General features: G+C 42.0%; 18 protein-coding genes. 3 read left to right on the forward strand and 15 right to left on the reverse strand.

The features are described 5' to 3' along the window. Positions 1-23 precede the first annotated feature (23 nt). From rplT to ANCC_RS12140, 12 genes are all read right to left on the reverse strand, one after another. Positions 24-380 (reverse strand): 50S ribosomal protein L20, encoded by a 357-nt coding sequence (gene rplT / locus ANCC_RS12085; protein WP_006569063.1) that lies wholly within the window; start codon positions 378-380, stop codon positions 24-26. Between the two features lie 30 nt (positions 381-410). After that, entirely contained in the window at positions 411-608 is a 198-nt protein-coding gene (rpmI, locus tag ANCC_RS12090) for a 50S ribosomal protein L35 (RefSeq protein ID WP_006569064.1), read from the reverse strand. 39 nt (positions 609-647) lie between these two features. Next, positions 648-1,142, reverse strand: coding sequence for a translation initiation factor IF-3 (gene infC / locus ANCC_RS12095; protein WP_006569065.1), 495 nt, complete (start codon positions 1,140-1,142; stop codon positions 648-650). Between the two features lie 216 nt (positions 1,143-1,358). Continuing rightward, positions 1,359-2,954, reverse strand: a complete 1,596-nt coding sequence (locus ANCC_RS12100; protein ID WP_006569066.1) for a peptide chain release factor 3 — start codon at positions 2,952-2,954, stop codon at positions 1,359-1,361. A gap of 367 nt (positions 2,955-3,321) precedes the next feature. Beyond that, positions 3,322-4,899, reverse strand: coding sequence for an ABC transporter permease/substrate-binding protein (locus tag ANCC_RS12105; RefSeq protein WP_006569067.1), 1,578 nt, complete (start codon positions 4,897-4,899; stop codon positions 3,322-3,324). A gap of 3 nt (positions 4,900-4,902) precedes the next feature. Beyond that, positions 4,903-6,084 (reverse strand): betaine/proline/choline family ABC transporter ATP-binding protein, encoded by a 1,182-nt coding sequence (locus ANCC_RS12110; protein ID WP_006569068.1) that lies wholly within the window; start codon positions 6,082-6,084, stop codon positions 4,903-4,905. Positions 6,085-6,290: 206 nt separating this feature from the next. Continuing rightward, positions 6,291-7,187, reverse strand: a complete 897-nt coding sequence (locus ANCC_RS12115; protein WP_006569069.1) for an SPL family radical SAM protein — start codon at positions 7,185-7,187, stop codon at positions 6,291-6,293. A gap of 9 nt (positions 7,188-7,196) precedes the next feature. Continuing rightward, positions 7,197-7,658, reverse strand: a complete 462-nt coding sequence (locus ANCC_RS12120) for a GyrI-like domain-containing protein (RefSeq protein ID WP_006569070.1) — start codon at positions 7,656-7,658, stop codon at positions 7,197-7,199. Between the two features lie 64 nt (positions 7,659-7,722). After that, positions 7,723-8,628: a helix-turn-helix transcriptional regulator gene (locus ANCC_RS12125; protein ID WP_006569071.1), complete on the reverse strand. Its 906-nt coding sequence runs from the start codon at positions 8,626-8,628 to the stop codon at positions 7,723-7,725. 94 nt (positions 8,629-8,722) lie between these two features. Next, positions 8,723-9,073 (reverse strand): type II toxin-antitoxin system RnlB family antitoxin, encoded by a 351-nt coding sequence (locus ANCC_RS12130; RefSeq protein ID WP_006569072.1) that lies wholly within the window; start codon positions 9,071-9,073, stop codon positions 8,723-8,725. 26 nt (positions 9,074-9,099) lie between these two features. Beyond that, positions 9,100-10,833 carry a ribonuclease H1 domain-containing protein gene (locus tag ANCC_RS17905; RefSeq protein ID WP_006569073.1) on the reverse strand — a complete coding sequence of 578 codons (1,734 nt, stop codon included), beginning with the start codon at positions 10,831-10,833 and terminating at the stop codon, positions 9,100-9,102. An 85-nt stretch (positions 10,834-10,918) separates the two neighbouring features. Further along, positions 10,919-11,971, reverse strand: a complete 1,053-nt coding sequence (locus ANCC_RS12140; protein WP_039947130.1) for a tetratricopeptide repeat protein — start codon at positions 11,969-11,971, stop codon at positions 10,919-10,921. Between the two features lie 577 nt (positions 11,972-12,548). On the opposite strand from ANCC_RS12140, the gene ANCC_RS12145 reads away from it, so the two are divergent. Genes ANCC_RS12145 through ANCC_RS12155 form a run of 3 tightly spaced genes read left to right on the forward strand, consistent with a single transcriptional unit; the run spans position 12,549 to position 14,579 of the window. Continuing rightward, positions 12,549-13,430, forward strand: coding sequence for an aldose 1-epimerase family protein (locus tag ANCC_RS12145; RefSeq protein WP_039947132.1), 882 nt, complete (start codon positions 12,549-12,551; stop codon positions 13,428-13,430). Between the two features lie 14 nt (positions 13,431-13,444). Next, positions 13,445-14,077 (forward strand): HAD family hydrolase, encoded by a 633-nt coding sequence (locus ANCC_RS12150; RefSeq protein WP_039947133.1) that lies wholly within the window; start codon positions 13,445-13,447, stop codon positions 14,075-14,077. Between the two features lie 16 nt (positions 14,078-14,093). Then, positions 14,094-14,579, forward strand: coding sequence for a prolyl-tRNA synthetase associated domain-containing protein (locus ANCC_RS12155; protein ID WP_006569077.1), 486 nt, complete (start codon positions 14,094-14,096; stop codon positions 14,577-14,579). A gap of 105 nt (positions 14,580-14,684) precedes the next feature. Here ANCC_RS12155 and pfkB read toward each other — a convergent pair whose 3' ends face one another. Genes pfkB through gatY form a run of 3 tightly spaced genes read right to left on the reverse strand, consistent with a single transcriptional unit; the run spans position 14,685 to position 17,531 of the window. Beyond that, positions 14,685-15,620: a 1-phosphofructokinase gene (gene pfkB / locus ANCC_RS12160; RefSeq protein ID WP_006569078.1), complete on the reverse strand. Its 936-nt coding sequence runs from the start codon at positions 15,618-15,620 to the stop codon at positions 14,685-14,687. A gap of 3 nt (positions 15,621-15,623) precedes the next feature. After that, positions 15,624-16,673 carry a galactitol-1-phosphate 5-dehydrogenase gene (locus ANCC_RS12165; protein ID WP_039947153.1) on the reverse strand — a complete coding sequence of 350 codons (1,050 nt, stop codon included), beginning with the start codon at positions 16,671-16,673 and terminating at the stop codon, positions 15,624-15,626. A gap of 9 nt (positions 16,674-16,682) precedes the next feature. Next, the gene (gene gatY, locus ANCC_RS12170; protein ID WP_006569080.1) at positions 16,683-17,531 is read right to left on the reverse strand and encodes a tagatose-bisphosphate aldolase subunit GatY; all 849 of its coding nucleotides are present in this window, start codon (positions 17,529-17,531) and stop codon (positions 16,683-16,685) included. Positions 17,532-17,573 lie beyond the last annotated feature (42 nt).

Genomic DNA, 17,573 nt, shown 5'->3' on the forward strand with positions numbered 1-17,573 from the left:
TTTGGGACACTCCCAAAAATATCTTAAGCCAGTTTTCCCTTTGCAACATCAACTAATGCTGTAAATGCTTCCGGATTGCTGATTGCCATCTCAGAAAGCATCTTTCTGTTGATATCAACTTCAGCTAACTTTAATCCGTGCATAAATTTGCTGTAAGATAAACCGTTCATTCTTGCAGCTGCGTTGATACGTGCGATCCATAACTGTCTGAACTGGCGTTTTCTCTGTTTTCTTCCTGCGTAAGAAGATGTGAGAGCTCTCATAACAGACTGTTTTGCAACTCTATACTGTTTTGATCTGGCACCTCTGTAACCCTTTGCCAGCTTTAATACTTTATTATGTTTCTTTCTTGCGTTCATTCCGCCTTTGATTCTTGCCATTTCTTATAGTACCTCCTTCAATATTCTATCTTATAAATACGGTAAAATCTTCTTCATTACTTTTGCGTTTGTAGAATCTGTCACTGCAGATTTTCTAAGATTTCTCTTTCTCTTAGGAGATTTTTTTGTTAAGATATGGCTCTTATATGCCTTATTTCTTTTTAATTTTCCTGTTCCTGTCTTTTTAAATCTTTTTGCTGCTGCTCTACATGTCTTTACTTTTGGCATGATAATTTCCTCCTTGTACTTTCTTCTTTCTTCCTGGCACTAGTTCTTAGGTGCTAAAAACATAATCATACTTCTGCCTTCAAATTTAGGACGTTTATCAACGGTCGCTACGTCATCTAAAGCTTTTGCAAACTCATCAAGGATTCCCTTGCTGGAATTTACATGAGCAAGTTCTCTTCCTCTGAAACGAAGCGTTACTTTAACACGGGCACCCTTAGACAAAAACTTTCTGGCATGGCTGATCTTTGTATTCAGATCATTTGTATCAATGTTCGGAGACATCCGAACCTCTTTTACCTCAACGGTCTTCTGCTTTTTCTTCGCTTCCTTCTCCTTGCGGGCCAGTTCATACTTATACTTTCCGTAATTGATGATCTTGCACACAGGCGGTTTCGCTTTCGGAGAAATCTTCACCAAATCCAGTTCAGCCTCATCAGCCTTTTTCTGAGCTTCCCTTGCGGACATAATCCCTAACTGTGACCCATCTTCTCCGATCAGCCGTACTTCTTTGTCTCTGATTTGTCCATTGATCATTAAATCGCTAATAACGTTACACCTCCATAAAAAATAAGTGGATAGTCAGACTATCCACTTTACATTCAAGCATGATTATAGAATCAATTTCTTAAATATTAACCCAAGTCACTCTGGTGCTAAGGTGAGAGTGGATACTCTTCTTTCTTGTTCCTGCTGCTTCTCGCAACTCTTATTATCATACAGTTAAAAACTGATTCTGTCAACCACTTTTCGTTACTCTTTGCTGAATTCTACCAGTTCCAGCCCTTCGTTGCGGTCCAGAACAAATTGGATGCCCCATTCGTTTTTAAATAAAAGAAGCGGATTTCCTCTCATATCCCGGACTTTCTTTACCTCTGCAACGCCTTTTAACTTATTCATGTCTGTCTGGACATCCTTAATCCAGCGGATCGCCTGGTACGGAAGCGGCTCCAGACGGATCTCACAGTTGTATTCGTTCTCCAGGCGGTATTTCAGCACGTCAAACTGGAGTGTCCCGACCACTCCTACAATAATTTCCGCAAATCCTGCCTGATGCTCCTGGAAAATCTGGATGGCGCCTTCCTGGGCGATCTGTTCCACCCCTTTGACAAACTGCTTTCTCTTCATGGAGTCCAGCTGAATAACCCTGGCAAAATGCTCCGGCGCAAACGTAGGGATCCCCTCATACTCAAAGTCGTCTTTCGGCATGCAGACCGTGTCCCCGATGGAAAAGATGCCCGGATCAAACACACCGATGATGTCTCCGGCGTAGGCTTCGTCTACAATCTTCCTTTCCTGCGCCATGATCTGCTGCGGCTGGGAAAGGCGCATTTTCTTTTTGCTCTGTACATGCTTTACTTCCATGTTGGCTTCGAATTTACCGGAACATATTCTCATAAATGCGATTCTGTCCCTGTGGTTTTTATTCATATTTGCCTGGATCTTGAAGACAAAAGCAGAAAAATCATGTTCCGCAGGAGCAATCTCTGTTCCTTTCGATACTCTCGGAAGCGGCGCTGTGGTCATTTGAAGGAAGTGCTCCAAGAATGGCTGCACACCAAAGTTCGTCAGCGCAGATCCAAAAAATACCGGGGAAAGTTCTCCCTTATGCACTTTTTCCATGTCGAGAGGCTGGGATGCACCGTCCAGGAGTTCAATTTCTTCCATAAGATTTTCGTAGAAATCCTCTCCTATCATCTGCTCAGCCTGTCCGTCATCAATGGAAATGATGGTCTCTTTCGCCTCCTTGGAACCGCCTGTAGATACCGACTCAAATCCCAGAATCTCTCTGCTGTTTCTCTCATAGACTCCCTTAAACTCTTTTCCGCATCCGATCGGCCAGTTAACCGGACAGGTGTCAATCCCGAGCACCTTTTCAATATTATCCAGGAGTTCAAATGTATCTTTTGCCTCCCGGTCCATTTTATTGATAAAAGTAAAAATAGGAATGTGCCTCATGACACACACTTTAAATAATTTGATCGTCTGTGCCTCCACACCTTTGGACGCGTCAATGACCATCACCGCACAGTCTGCAGCCATCAGAGTCCGGTAGGTATCCTCGGAAAAGTCCTCATGTCCCGGAGTGTCCAGAATATTGATGCAGTAGTCATCGTATTCAAACTGAAGAACAGAGGAAGTCACAGAGATTCCCCTCTCCTTTTCAATTTCCATCCAGTCTGAGACTGCATGTTTTGCGTTGGCCTTTCCTTTTACCGAACCTGCCGTGTTGATCGCTCCCCCATATAACAAAAACTTTTCTGTAAGCGTTGTCTTACCTGCATCCGGGTGAGAGATGATCGCAAAAGTCCTCCTCCGTCCGATTTCCTTTTCTATGCTGCCTGCCATTCTATCTTCCTCTTTCCTTATTTCTTAAATTTATCCGCTATCTCATTCTATTTATTTGATAACATACCTAGTCATATTAGCATAACGGCAGACAAAATTCCACCCATATTTATATCAATGGCAGCTTTTATATAAGCATGACTAGAACAAAGTGGCAAGCCACTTCAACTCCCCAACCCCTCAATCTTTGAGGGGCTTGATAACTTTGTGTGCCAGATGCGATTTGACGTAGTCAAATAATTTCCTTACGCATCTGTGTACATCCCGCGGAGCGTTTTTTATTTGATAGGGAAGGTCGTAGAACTTTCCTATGAAATAAAAAAATGAAACGCCTGCAGGAAATCTGCAGACGCTTCTCTTAGATCTTCTATTTTTCAATAATTCCCTGTTCTACAAGGTAATCATGTGCCGCTTCTCTCGGTTCCTTTCCAAGTTCATCGACCTCATAATTCATTTCCATCATGGCATCATTCGTCAAGACAGCACTCAATTCGTTAATAACCTTTTCGAGTTCCGGATACTTTTTAAGCGTATCCTCCCTGATAACCGGCACTGCATAATATGGCGGAAAATATTTTTTGTCATCTTCCAGCACTTTCAGCTTAAACTTCTTTAGCAGGCCGTCTGTGGCAAACGCATCCACTACGTCAACTTTTTTATTTTCCAAGGCTGTATATCTCGGTGAGCCGTCAATTCCCGTCTCATTCTTAAACTTAAAACCATAAGTTTCACATAATCCTGGGATACCGTCGGCACGGTTTAAAAATTCCAGAGTGGATCCGATGCTCAGCTGTGAGCCGACTCCCCGTAAATCGCTGATTTTGTTCAGATTATATTTTTTTGCGGTCTCTTTGGTCACAGCCAGTGTATAGGTATTGTTAAACTTCGTCTGATCCAGGACTTCAAAATTATTCTTTTCCTTAAAATATTTCTTCAGAGTATTGTAGACTTTATCCATGTCATTGGTGGATTCTTCTTTCAGAATATTCATATATGCGGTTCCTGTGTATTCCACATACATGTCAATCTCCCCTTTGTCCTGTGCCTCATAGCAGACTTCACTGCCTCCCAGGTTCTCACGGCGGTCCACTTTGATGTCCGTTTTATCCTCGATCACATCGGCGTAGAGGTTGCAGAGGACCAGCTGTTCCGTGAAATCCTTACTTCCGATGGCAATCCTCTTATCATCTCCCTTGAAGCTTCCAATTATAGAATTGCCCATGATGGCAGCCACCAGAATTCCTACCAGTACAAGCACACCTTTCTGGCGTCTTCTCTTTCTTTTTAACTGTTCTTTTGAACCCTCATATCCCTGCTGCAGGCTGATCGGCGTCACAAGTTTTTCAATCAGTCCTGTGAGATAATCTACCAGAAGTGCCAGGATACAGGACGGGATAGCCCCTGCCAGGATCTGGGCGTTATTCACTGTACGGATTCCTGAAAACACCAGATATCCGAGTCCTCCGGCACCAATAAATGCGGCCATAGTCATAAGCCCCACCGCGGTTACCGCAGAAATCCTCACACCTGCCATGATGATCGGCAGGGCCAGAGGAATTTTTATTTTAAACAGCACCTGTGCTTTTGTTAATCCGATTCCTTTGGCCGCTTCCACCATTTCCGGACTGATACTGTTAATACCGGTAAATGTATTCTTTATGATCGGAAGCAGGGAATAAATAATGACCATCACAACAGCCGGCAGGGTACCGATTCCCAACAGAGGAATGGACAGTCCCAAAAGCGCCATGCTCGGGATCGCCTGTACTACATTTGCGACTCCAAGAACTGGTTTATTCAGGTTCTTTACATAGCTGATCAGGATACCGAGAGGGACACCGACGAGAATGGAGCAGCCCACTGCGATGGCGGTGAGTTCGATATGTTCTGTCACCAGAGATAAAATCTGTTCTTTATTTTGTATCATATACTGAATAAATTCCATCGGTTACACCTCCTTCTCTGTCATGTCTTGTTGGCCTTCATCTGACGTCCAGTCCTCTGTGTCTTCCTCATCTTCTGTTAGATACTGCTGGCTCAGCGTAGAGATCAGATTGCTGTTTGTGATCAGTCCAAGTACCTTTTCATTTTCATCAACTACAGGAATATTTCCTACATCATATTCGTCAATCAGTTTTAAAAGCTGCAGGATATTGTCATCCGGACTTGCAGTCAAAACATCTGTCTTCATCATGGTCTCCGCTGCAGCCAGCGGATTCTTGGCACGGTACAGGGCTTTTCTGTTGATCATTCCCTGAAGTTTCCTGTTTTCGTCCACTACTAACAGCGTATCTACATGCCGTTCTTTCATCCTTTTGACACATCGGGTCCTGGAGAGGTCACCGGTACAGGTGACGGGATTTTCAATCATAATATCCTCCACCTTTATGTACTCCGGCGACCCCCAGATACGGTTCTTCCCTACGAAGTTTTCCACGAACTCGTTTGCGGGATTTTTCAGGATTTCTTCCGGTGTATCATATTGGAGAATATGGCCGTCTTTCATGATGCAGATTTTGTCTGCGATCTTGATCGCCTCATCCATATCGTGGGTGACAAATACGATGGTTTTGTCCACTTTCTCATGGAGAGCAATCAGCTCGTCCTGAAGGCTGACCCTTGTCATTGGGTCCAGTGCCGAAAAAGGCTCGTCCATCAGCATAATCTTAGGATTGTTGGCGAGTGCCCTGGCAACGCCGACACGCTGCTGCTGCCCGCCGCTCAGATCATTGGGATACCGGTCCAGAAATTCATCTCCGTTAAGGCCGACCATATCCATAAGATATTCCGTATTCTTGCTGATCTGTTCTTCGTCCTTTTTTTCTAATCTTTGAATCAGTTCGATGTTCTCTCTGACCGTCATGTGGGGAAACAGCCCGGCCTGCTGTATCACATATCCGATACTGCGCCGCATCTCGACTTTATTCATATCTTCAATGTCTTTTCCGTCGATGAAAATCTTGCCTTTCGTCGGCCGGATCAGCCGGTTGATCATCTTCAGCGTCGTGGTCTTTCCGCAGCCGCTGGAACCGATGATCGCCACCAGTTCCCCATCTTCAATCGTCAGAGAGATATCCGACAGGACTTTATTATCTTTAAAACTCTTAGTTACATGTTGAAACTCTATCATTCAATTCACTCCTTTTGTATAAACAGTCAAAAGGATCTGTATCTCTCCAGATCCTTTTATTCTGTTTTCTATAAAACAAATTTCATTTGTCTATTATAGAATTGTCAGCACTGTATTTTCTAGTTTACCATATTTAAAAAACTTTTTCCACTCAGGCACAAAGGGGCACTGTACATCTGCTGTACAGTGCCCCTTGTGATACGTTCTTAAAACTGGTCAAAAAAACTCATTTGTCTGGCTTCATACGGACGCCGGTATGCCGTAATGATATGACGCATATTAAACAGGATGCCCGCATCATTGCAGGCGGCCGCAAACCGGCTCCACAGCTGTTTTGCATGCGGACTGGCACACTGATACCGGTCTCCATATCTCTTCTTATATTTTTCCCTCAAATTGTCATCCGGAAACAGTCTGTCCAGTTTCTCAAAATACCATTCTCTCTGATTCTGCCTCAATGTCACTCCAAAGGCAGGATAGATAAAATCTGCTCCGCATTCTTTCGCCTTCTTTACGATACCAAGAATATTTTCTTCTGTATCCTCGATCCACGGAAGCACCGGCATCATTAAAATTCCTGCAAAAATCCCCGCGTCTTTGAGTTTTGCAAGAGCCTCAAAACGTTCAGATGACAGGGATACTCCCGGCTCTATCTTTTTACACATGGAATCATCACAGGTTGTAATGGTCAGCTTGCAGATCACCGGGGAGTGTTCTTTTATTTCTTCGAGTATGTCAATATCTCTTGTGATCATGGCGCTTTTCGTAGCGATGGCGCTGCCGAATCCAAATGCGTTCAGAAGCTCCTGAGCATGCCTGGTCAGCATCAGCTCTTTTTCAAAAGGATTGTACGGATCACTCATGGCTCCGGTTGCCACAACTCCCTTTTTTGTTTTCCTTCTCAGATCATCCCGGATGATTTCCAGGGCATGTTCTTTCGCTTTCACCTGATCAAAATTCTCAATATGATAACAGTCACTCCGGCTGTCACAATAAATACAGCCGTGGCAGCAGCCACGGTATATATTCATGTTATAATCTCCGCCGAACCAGGAGTCTCCCGGTCCTTTGGTGATGATATGTTTTGCTTTTACATAATCCATTCTTATGAATCACTCCTTCAGTGCAATATACATATGGATTTCTGAGTCTTCCAGCGTGCCTCCCGGCTGATACTCTTCAAAGTCTCCAGTAAAGCTGCGGTTTAAATCCATCTTCCACAGCTTGATCCAAAACTCGCTCACCGCTTTCTGCATATGTCCCCGGACAATAAACTTTGCATATTTTCCTTTTGGAATTACAGTAAAGGTGAGCCCTTCCTGATTCCGCTCAGTGCTGCTGACCTCACATCCTACCGTAATCTGATATTCCTGCATATTCTCATCATTGTAATCAGAATACAGACCGATACTCTTTTCGTTTACTTTGTTTGAGATATTAAAAAAAATTCCTTCTTCAAAAAACCGCCCCCACAAGGACCCGATCACCATTCCGGCATCCGGTGCATCATTGGATGTCCTCGCGCTGATCCCTGCAACCATCTTTTCTTCTAATTCTACCACTTCATAGTTCATAATTGTTCCTCCATTGTTTTTTCTTTATTGTACAACAGAGAACCTGACAGCTGTCTGTCAGGTTTTAAATGTTTTCTTCATATTGTCCCGCCATAAGGCGGAGACGGCGTTTCATTTCGCTGCGGACTTCTTTTGGCCCCAGCACCACAAGCCCCGGGCCGAAGGATAGAAGCCATCCATACAGCCATTCTTCATCTGCACAAGGAAATGTGATATAAAAAGCCTCCTTCTCCTCTCTGATCCAGTCCGGATCGAATTCATCATAGACGCGGAATCCAAGACTTTTCTCTGCCCTGACGGATACTTCCATATCCTTTTTTTCTTCCAGAGACGGCATTGTTTTCATATCCCGAATGTCTTTTCTCAAAAAGCGTTCTTCTGTTTTTACCAAATTTTTAAGCCTCTTGAGCTTAAAGATCCGTATCTCCCCGCTCTTTTTGCAGAATGCCGTGAGATACCAGTCCATGCCGCGGAAATACAGCTGCATGGGCTCTGCTTCCCTTCTGGAATATTCGCCCTTTGCATTATAGTAATCAAATATGACCACTTCCCTGTTAAGGATCGCTTCTTTCAGTGTTTCAAACAGTTCCTTTTCTCCTCTTGGGTTCCACCGTGAAAAGTCCACATAGACCCAGTTCTCATCGTCCTTCTGGAACAGGCTGGACAATCTGGATAAGAGTTTTTTGGCATCCATGTGATTCGTGACTGCCATGCATTGAAGTGAGAGAAGAATCTGACTTTGTTCCTCTTCCGTAAGGGCAGACTTGTCCATGACGAAGTCTTCCAGCAGGCCAATGCCCCCTCCCTTTCCCTGAGTGCAGTATACCGGTATGCCCGCACTGCTGAGTGCATCGATGTCCCGGTAGATCGTTCTCACCGAAACCTCAAACCTCTCGGCGAGCTCCGGTGCTGTCACTTTCTTTTTCTCCAGCAAAATATAAATGATCTCAAATAAACGGCTGCTTGTCATAAATATCCCCTTTTACCTTTGTATAATACATGAAATTACAAACCGAGAGTAAAAAAATCACCCTCGGTTTGTAATTTAAATATTCTATTTAGTCTCAAATACATTTCCCTGTCTTCAGCAAAAACTTCAAACTATTTGTAATTGTAGATCGTTCTAAAATCTCTTCATTATTTTGAAAGAACCTTTTACTTACTTCATTCACTGTATCATCAAGCTCTTTTTTGATCTTAAATGATTTTAAATCTATTTTTCCGTCCAATACCTCTGCTTCTAGATACCTATTACTATTTGTCCCATTTATTAATGTTAAGTCAAAGATAACTATTCCGGTATAACCACTTATTTCTGATTCTACCTCATCTAAATTGTTGATAGGGCTATCATATGAAGTCGCAATAATCAGATAAATATTATTGTGTATTTTTTTTACAGCAAAGTTCTTCATTATAGCCACCACCTTTCTATTTCTCTCTATAATTCACTTTCTACTCTTCTATATGTATTTTCAATCAAGTAGACTATCTGAGCGAAGATATCTTTTGCCTCTTGCTTTTCTTCAATTAACCTTGTTGCAATTATTACTTGGTCTACATGAAATATAGTATGACGATTCTTCCTAAAATAATTATATATTTCTTCTAAAACCTGCTCAAATGTACTGTTATTTATTAAAGTTTTATACTTTTGTATCAGAATATGATTACTTGTTTCATCACCTTTTCTTTCTGGTTTGAATACAGACCCAAATGTATGATTTTTATCAACAACAATACCTTTTACATTTAAAAGTAACTTTAGATATCCTTCTAAAGCTCTTAATGCAGGAAAAACACAAGCACTGTAATCATCCAGTTTTTTCTCATCCTCAATCAAAATAATGGAAGGAGAAAACAGTTTCCATATAGTCTCTTCTATCTTACCATCATTATACGCAGTAGGCAATAACTCACCCATTTTCGCTTTTGTATCACTTGCTTCCCCTATTGTATCATTAAAAGTATTGGTTAAATCTACAACATCATTAACGGTAACCTGTGGAGCATGAGAAATGAATGATAAAAACTCATGATACAAGTATAGCGGTTTCCCTTGAACCATAACTTTATAGTCATATAAACTTAATGTCAATCTATCACCAATTTTACTCACGAACTGATATGCTTTTTTATTTTTATCACTGATATCTTTAACTTTTACATCTGGAAGTTGTTTTAAATATTCCAATACATTTCGGCACCACTCTTCACCAAGATAAATAGTGTAGTTTTTATTTTCAGAGGTATTTCTCACTCCACACTTCTCAATTGCCTCTTTTAACAAGGTCGAATATTCTATATTTGTTCCTGTTGGATTAAATGTAGTAGTTCCATCACGTCTTTGATGTATATCTAAAAAAGCCTTTTTGCCATCAACAAAAAATTCAAATCGCTTTTGATTTCCAATACTTTTTATATTCCCTCCTTTAAAGGATTCCCACAAAATTGTACCTTTATTCAATAACATTCCATACAATTCATCTAAATTTCTATTTATATACACATTACGCTTTAGCTCACCACAGCTTTCTTCTCTTTGATCTTTTGCTTCCTCTCCAAATATAACTTTTTTTGCTAACATATCTGCTATATCATTATATTTATCACCAGAATGACCCTGCACTTTTACAAATTCGACCTTCAACTTTTTACTCACATTTTCAAACAGTTCCTTGTAATCCTGAGTTCCCTTTTTTTTAGCTTTCCACTCACCGGTACACCATTTAGAAATCCCTTCATAATCATGATATATCACCAATTTTTCATAATCGTTCTTTATTGCGTAACGCATAGCAGCCTCTGCGCCTTTAATTTCTCCAGCCACATTATGCATTTCTGCTAAATCCTTTTCTTCTACCTTTCCAGAGAAATATGTCTCTTTTCCGTTATGTATAGTGACCATACCATAAGAAACTTCTTTTGTAATATCATTGTAGCTGCCATCAACATAGGCAATAATCTCATTGTCTACCTCTTTATCTGCATTAATCCTGATAGATTTAGTTTGTTCTTCTGTATTATATAGAAATGTTTCTGCCTCTATTAAAGTTCCAAAACTCTTATATTCTGCTCCTGAAAATCCATCTACCTGCTTTTTACACTCATCCCATGTACTATAAATACCTGGATTTTTCCCTTTTCTAACTACATAAAACTTCTTTCCAGCCATAAATCTTTACCCCCTTCTTAAAATGAATTTTTTATTATAACAGTTTTGCTAATTAAATGCAATCCTTTTTAATCAAGCATATTCTTCAAATGACCTCAACATACTCTGCTATTTTTGTCTTCTTATTTTTCTTAATGTCAAAAGAATTTCCAATGATGAAAGAAACATTTGTACCTTCCTTGATTTTACATTTTGCAAACACTTCATTAACACGAAAGAAAATTGATCCGTTCTGATAATGTATAAATCCATTTTTCTTATTAGGCATTATATAGCTTACTTTTCCTTCATATACATTTGATCTATCTTTAACTTTCTTGAGCCAAATGTTTTGCAATTCACTTGCCTCTATCTCATAATTACATATTTTTTTCATATATTCTAAAAGTCTAGTTGGTATCCCCCAGCCATTTTCTTCTCGTATTTTTTTATAGTAACAATAGTGTGCTTTAGCAAGATTTTTTTCTTCCAACCTTTCTAAGTTTTCAGCAACAAAATACAAAACCTTTATTTTCATTTTATCCTGATCTCTTGTCAGTAATGCTCTATAGGCATAATCCAATGCATCTTCCCTTTGCTTCTTTATACTATAAATTTGAGCTATTTCAAATAGCAAAGACCAATGATTTTTCTTTCCAACTAATTCTTTTAATCCTGCCAGTGCTATATCAGTATCTCCTAATTTCCCGTAAGAATAATATTTTCTTCCCCCAATCCAAATATCATTATCATAGTGAAATTTATCTATATCCTTCTCTGCTAACTCACAACAGTTTATACATTCTGCATATTTCTCTAAACTTAATAAACTTTTGGTTTTTATAGAATAATATTCTTCTTTTCTTGATTGTATTTCAATAAAACGTCCACTATTATTTTGAAATGATTTAACTTCTTTATCTAACAATTCTATATTTAACCTATCTAACCAATCAATGATTTTTTTATAACTATCTATATCTCTTTTCTTTTTATAAATATTTACGATTGCAAAAACGATAAATTCAAAAGCACTTCCATCTTTTTGCTCAATTAAACTAATAATTGTTTGTGCTACTATTTCTAGATTCTTCAAATCATGTTCTGTGTATTCTTCCTTTCTAAAACGAAAATATTTTTCATAAACACACCATGCCATCAAATCATTATTCATTACAAATTGGGGATCTAATTTATATGTGTGCTTACAAACAACAATAGCCTTTGTTATATCATTTATTTTTTTTAAACAGTATGCATATTCCCATCCTAACCATTTGTCAACATTATTTTTTGATCAAATGTTTTTATAAATATCCACTGCCTCCCAAAATCTTTTGTCATCTTTAAGCACTCTAGCTTCATTTCTTAAATTCTTCATAGCATTTTCTCCCCTTTCTGCTTTTTAATATACTTCATAAACATAGTTTACCATATTTCGTTTTATTATTACATAAAAATACAATTTAATTTGTAAGCTATTTATTAAATGTTTCTCACTTCTTTCTCATTCAGACACGTTTCGAATGCAAGGCGATATACTCGCAGGGCACACCGTGTTTCATACAGGGCAGCCGCATAAAAAATATCCATCTGGGGAATGAACTCCCTGGATAGATATTTTTTATGCGGCTGCCTTGGTATTTTATACCCTTCGGGTGGACGTGCTTCGCACGATAAAGTATAATATTCTGAAAGGTTACTTGTTTATTTTTGTTCAGCAAAAGGAGCGTAATATGAGTTCATATCAAGTAAAAAACGATGTTCTTTCAGTTTCTGTTGACACATCCGGGGCAGGCCTTACTTCTATTAAAGATAAGACAGGTCTGGAATATCTATGGCAGGGCAATCCTGATTACTGGAGCGGACAGGCTCCGATCCTGTTTCCCATCTGCGGAAGTTTAAGGAATGAGAAGGCGAAGATCGGAGATAATAAATTCTGTTCTATGGGCAGACACGGAATCGCCAGAAGATGTGAATTTACCCTAAGGCACTTGGATATAGACAGCATTTCTTTGTTTCTGCGTGCTGACGCAGAAACCATGAAATCTTTCCCCTATGACTTTGAACTTGAAATGACATACCGAATCAAAGATAAAACTGTCATTGTAGAACACACAGTGACAAATCATGATTCTGAAGTAATGCCGTATTTTGTCGGAGGACATCCTGCGTTTCACTGTCCTCTGAATGACGGAGAAGCTTTTGAGGATTATATCATAGAATTTGAAAAGCCGGAGACGGCCGGATGCCCGGTTTTGACAGAGGACGGTCTTGTGAATACATCAAATAGAAAGACTTTCCTTGAAAATGAATCTTCTTTTGGCGTCAAACACGAACTTTTCTACGATGACGCATTGATTTTTGATACGCTTGCATCCAGATCCGCTTCCCTGATGCATAAAGAGACAGGAAAAGGAATCCGTGTGGATTTTGAAGACTTTGATTACCTCGGCATCTGGTCCAGCGCCAATGACGGTCCATTTGTGGCAATTGAACCCTGGTCAGGCACTTCTACCTGCTCTGATGAAGACGATATTTTTGAACACAAACGCGGAGTCCGTATGCTGGCCCCAGGACAGTCAGAGACACTTGCCTATACGATCTCTGTTTTATAAAATGAGGAAGACCTATGAATCGCTTATCACCTGATTATAAAATGATCTGTTTTGATCTGGACGGTACTCTGCTGGACACCAAATATTCCATTCTCGCAGGCTTCAGAGACCTGTACGAAGAGATATGGAATGAATGCAGGCCGCTTAATGAGCTTGAGTTTGTTCTCGGCGGCGACAGCCTGGCCCTGCTGGACTCTATGGGCTTTCCTGAAGGAAGTATTCACGGGTGGTTAAAATATATTGACTGCTATGCACATACGATCCATCCGTTTGACGGAATTTTAGATACGTTGTCTGCCCTGAGTCAAAAAGGGCTTATCCTGGGCGTTGCCACAAATAAACTCCGAATTGAATATGAAGAAACGATGGAGCGCCATGGGCTGAAACGTTTCATGGAGCACTCCATCTGCCTGGACGAGGTTTCCCATGCCAAACCGGATCCGGAACCTCTGTTATATTTGGCAGAACAGTCTGAAATACCGATAAGCCAAATGCTCTTTATCGGGGATACCAGCTATGATATAGACTGTGCCAGAGCTGCCGGATGTGATTTTGCCCTGGCAGGATGGGGAGCTTCTGAGGCATTAAAAAAAGAATATGCTGTTGTGCTGGAAAAACCGGACGAACTTCTGTCAGTGATCCAATAGAAAGAAGGACTTAAACATGAAACAAAAGGTATTAGAGACGCTTGACCGCCTCCACATCCCATATGAGTGCGAAGATCACCCTGCTGCATATACCATGGAGGAGATCGAGGCTCTGCATCTGACCAGACCCAATGAATCCATCGCAAAAAATCTCTTTTTAAGAGACGGCAGCGGCAAGCGGCATTTTCTTGTTCTTGCTGCCGGAGACAAGCCTGTGGATCTGAAAACACTCCGGCAGACCATCGGTTCATCCAGATTAAGTTTCGCATCGGAGGAACGGCTCATGAAGCATCTGAAGGTAACGAAAGGCTCTGTCTCTCCCATGGGAATCTTAAACGATGAACACCTGGCTGTAGAAGTTTTCATAGATGAAGAGTTAAAAGACAGCTCCTGCATCGGAGTCCATCCAAACGATAACACTGCCACGGTGTGGATCAGTTGTGCCGATTTGGAACAGGTCATCCGCCACCACGGGAATTCTGTTACATATATCCCTGTCTAAACAAAGCGGCAGACCCACTTCATCTCCCGGCACCTCAGTATTTAGTTCTCGAAAACTTTAAAAAGCAAGACACTCCATCCTGCATAGTGTCTTGCTTCTCTGCTGTTAATAAGTAATTTCTTCAACTTCTGCCTTTGAATGAATTTCTTCCATATCTTTAACCCGGAATCTTCCTGTCCCCGGATTCATCGCGTTGGCCGCAGACACTGCCACTGCATAAGCCAGTGCTTCTTTGTCTGATTTTCCCTGGCAGAATGCCGCTGCAAAGGCTCCCACCATGGAATCTCCGCATCCCACCGGATTCACCGCGTCCAGTTCAGGAGGCTTTCCATGATAAATTCTATCTTCACATATCATCAAAGCTCCTTTGGCCCCAAGGGATATGACTACATATGGGATGCCCTGGCTTACAAGCTTTTTGCCCGCCAAAATCAGGTCTTCCCGGTTTTTAATCTCCACTCCAAGCAGGTCTTCCAACTCTTCTTGATTAGGTTTTATCATCGTAGGTTTCGCTTTGAGCCCTTCTCTCAAATACTCACCGCTGGTATCTAAAATAACCTGTTTCCCTTGCCGTTTCACTATTTCGATCAGCTCTTGGTAGCAGTCTGTCCCAAGCCCCCTTGGAGCACTTCCTGAGATCGTGACCACATGGCTTTCCCTTACCAACTCTTCAAAATCCTTTAGGAACCGATGCCACTCCTCTTCCTCCACCGGTGCACCCGGTTCCAGAAATTCCGTGGATGTACCGTCCCCGGCCAATATATTAATACAGCTTCTGGACTCGCCCTTTACTTTTGTAAATCTGCTTTGAATTCCGTCTTCACAGAGCATTGCTTTGACATAATCACCGTTAAATCCTCCGGCAAAACCGGCCGCTAAAACATCTTCTCCGCACAGGTCTGCGATCCTTGCCACATTGAGCCCTTTTCCTCCTGCGGTGTTCCTGCACTCATCCACCCTGGAGACGGTACCGGGACACACAGCTCCTTTTATTTTGTATGCTTTATCCACAGATACATTCAGTGTCACTGTTAAAATCATAAATCATCCCTCACTGTCAATCAAAATCTTGCCTTTTACAGCGCCTTTTTCCTTGTAAAGTTCAAAGGCATCCGCTATCTCAGATAAGGGCAGTTTCTTAAAGATCAGTGAATCATCAAATTTCAGCTGGCCGGTCTTAAAATAATGGGCTGTGAGCTCCCACTCTTTCCCCGGAAACGGTGCGCTGTAGGACATCCAGGACCCGGTCAGGGTAAATTCTTTCCGGTTCATATTTTCCCATTCTTCCACACTGAAAGATAATTCTTTCGTCGGTGTTCCGATAAAACAGACTCCCGCTTTGTTGGCTGCCAGACGGAACGCATATTTCATGGTCGTGGTAACTCCTGCAGTCTCATATACATAGCCGAACCCTTTGCCCCCGGTGAGTGCCATAGCCTGATCCATGAAGTCTTCCTCCAGAGTATTAATGCCATTATCGATGCTAAGTTTCTTCGCAAGCTTAAGTCTCTCGTCACTGATGTCAAAAACCGTGACCCTTTTAGCGCCGAAAATCTTTGCCCACTGGGCCGTGAACAGTCCGATGGTGCCGCCGCCCAGGACTGCCACATCTTCTCCGCCCTGGTAGCCGGTCCTTAAAAGTCCGTGGAGAGCCACTGTGGCAGGCTCAAAGAAAGCCCCCTGCTCAAAAGATACAGAATCCTCAAATTTTACCGCATTTTTCTCCGGCACCGCCACATACTCGGCGAAACTTCCGAATTCCCTGGAGCCGATAAAACTGTAATGTTTACAGAGGGAATAATTCCCCTTCCGGCAGTCCTCACATTCCATGCACGGAACCAGCGGCACACCGGCCACCCGGTCACCCGGCTTTAAGGAGGATACTCCTTCTCCTACGGTTTCTACCACACCGGAAAATTCATGTCCCAGCACATTTGGGAAGAAATGACACGCATCCCCGTTGACTCTCGGCACATCAGATCCGCAGATCCCTGTATATTTGACTTTGACCAGCACCTGCCCTTTTTCCGGCACCGGGGTCTTGATTTCCTCGAACCGGATATCATTTTTTGCATGGACCACTCCTGCTTTCATTCCATTCACCTAAGCCTTTCCTTCACTCTTTACAACCTTCATTTTTGATTTGACATATTCCTTTACCATTTGTTTTCCCGCAGCATTATATTTTTTAGGATCGATCGTATCCGGTTTTTCTCTGAGCACACCGGTAACCCCTTTTGAAAAGGCAATCCGTAAATCTGTGGCGTAATTCACCTTACAGATTCCCCGTTTGACACATTCCGCCACTGTCTGGTCCGGCACACCGCTTGTTCCGTGAAGCACCAATGGTACAGAAACCACTTCCCGAATTTCTGACAGGCGCAGAAGGTCCAGTTTCGGTTCTCCCTTGTAAACTCCGTGGGCTGTGCCGATAGCCACAGCCAGGGAGGTGATGCCCGTTTTATTTACAAATTCTAATGCTTCGGAAGGTTCTGTGTAGCCTCCGGCCCCTCCGTCCAGGTCATCTTCCTTTCCCCCGACTTTTCCCAGCTCCGCTTCCACAGGCACTTTGGAAGGAGCACATGCATCGACTACGGACTTGGTAAGCCGTATATTCTCCTCAAAGGATTCATGGGAACCATCGATCATAATGGATGTATAGCCGGTCCTCAAGGCCTGCATGGCCAGTTCAAAGCTGTTTCCGTGATCCAGATGCATGGCAATAGGCACACTGGCACGCTCCGCTGCGGTCCGTACATTTGCCAAAAAATAATCCAGTCCCGCGTAGTTTACCGTGGACGGCGTAGTCTGCATGATGACCGGGGAACGAAGCTCCTCGGCTGCCTCCATGACCGCCATGACCATCTCCATATTCTCTACATTAAAAGCGCCCACTGCATACCCGTTTTTCTGGGCATCAAGGAGCATCTGTGTTGTTGTCATTAATGGCATCTTTTTCCTCCTGATCTTCGGTTATCAGTCCGGGCGGGCAAA

The organism is Anaerostipes caccae L1-92 (assembly GCF_014467075.1).
In the GTDB taxonomy this organism is placed as follows: domain Bacteria; phylum Bacillota; class Clostridia; order Lachnospirales; family Lachnospiraceae; genus Anaerostipes; species Anaerostipes caccae.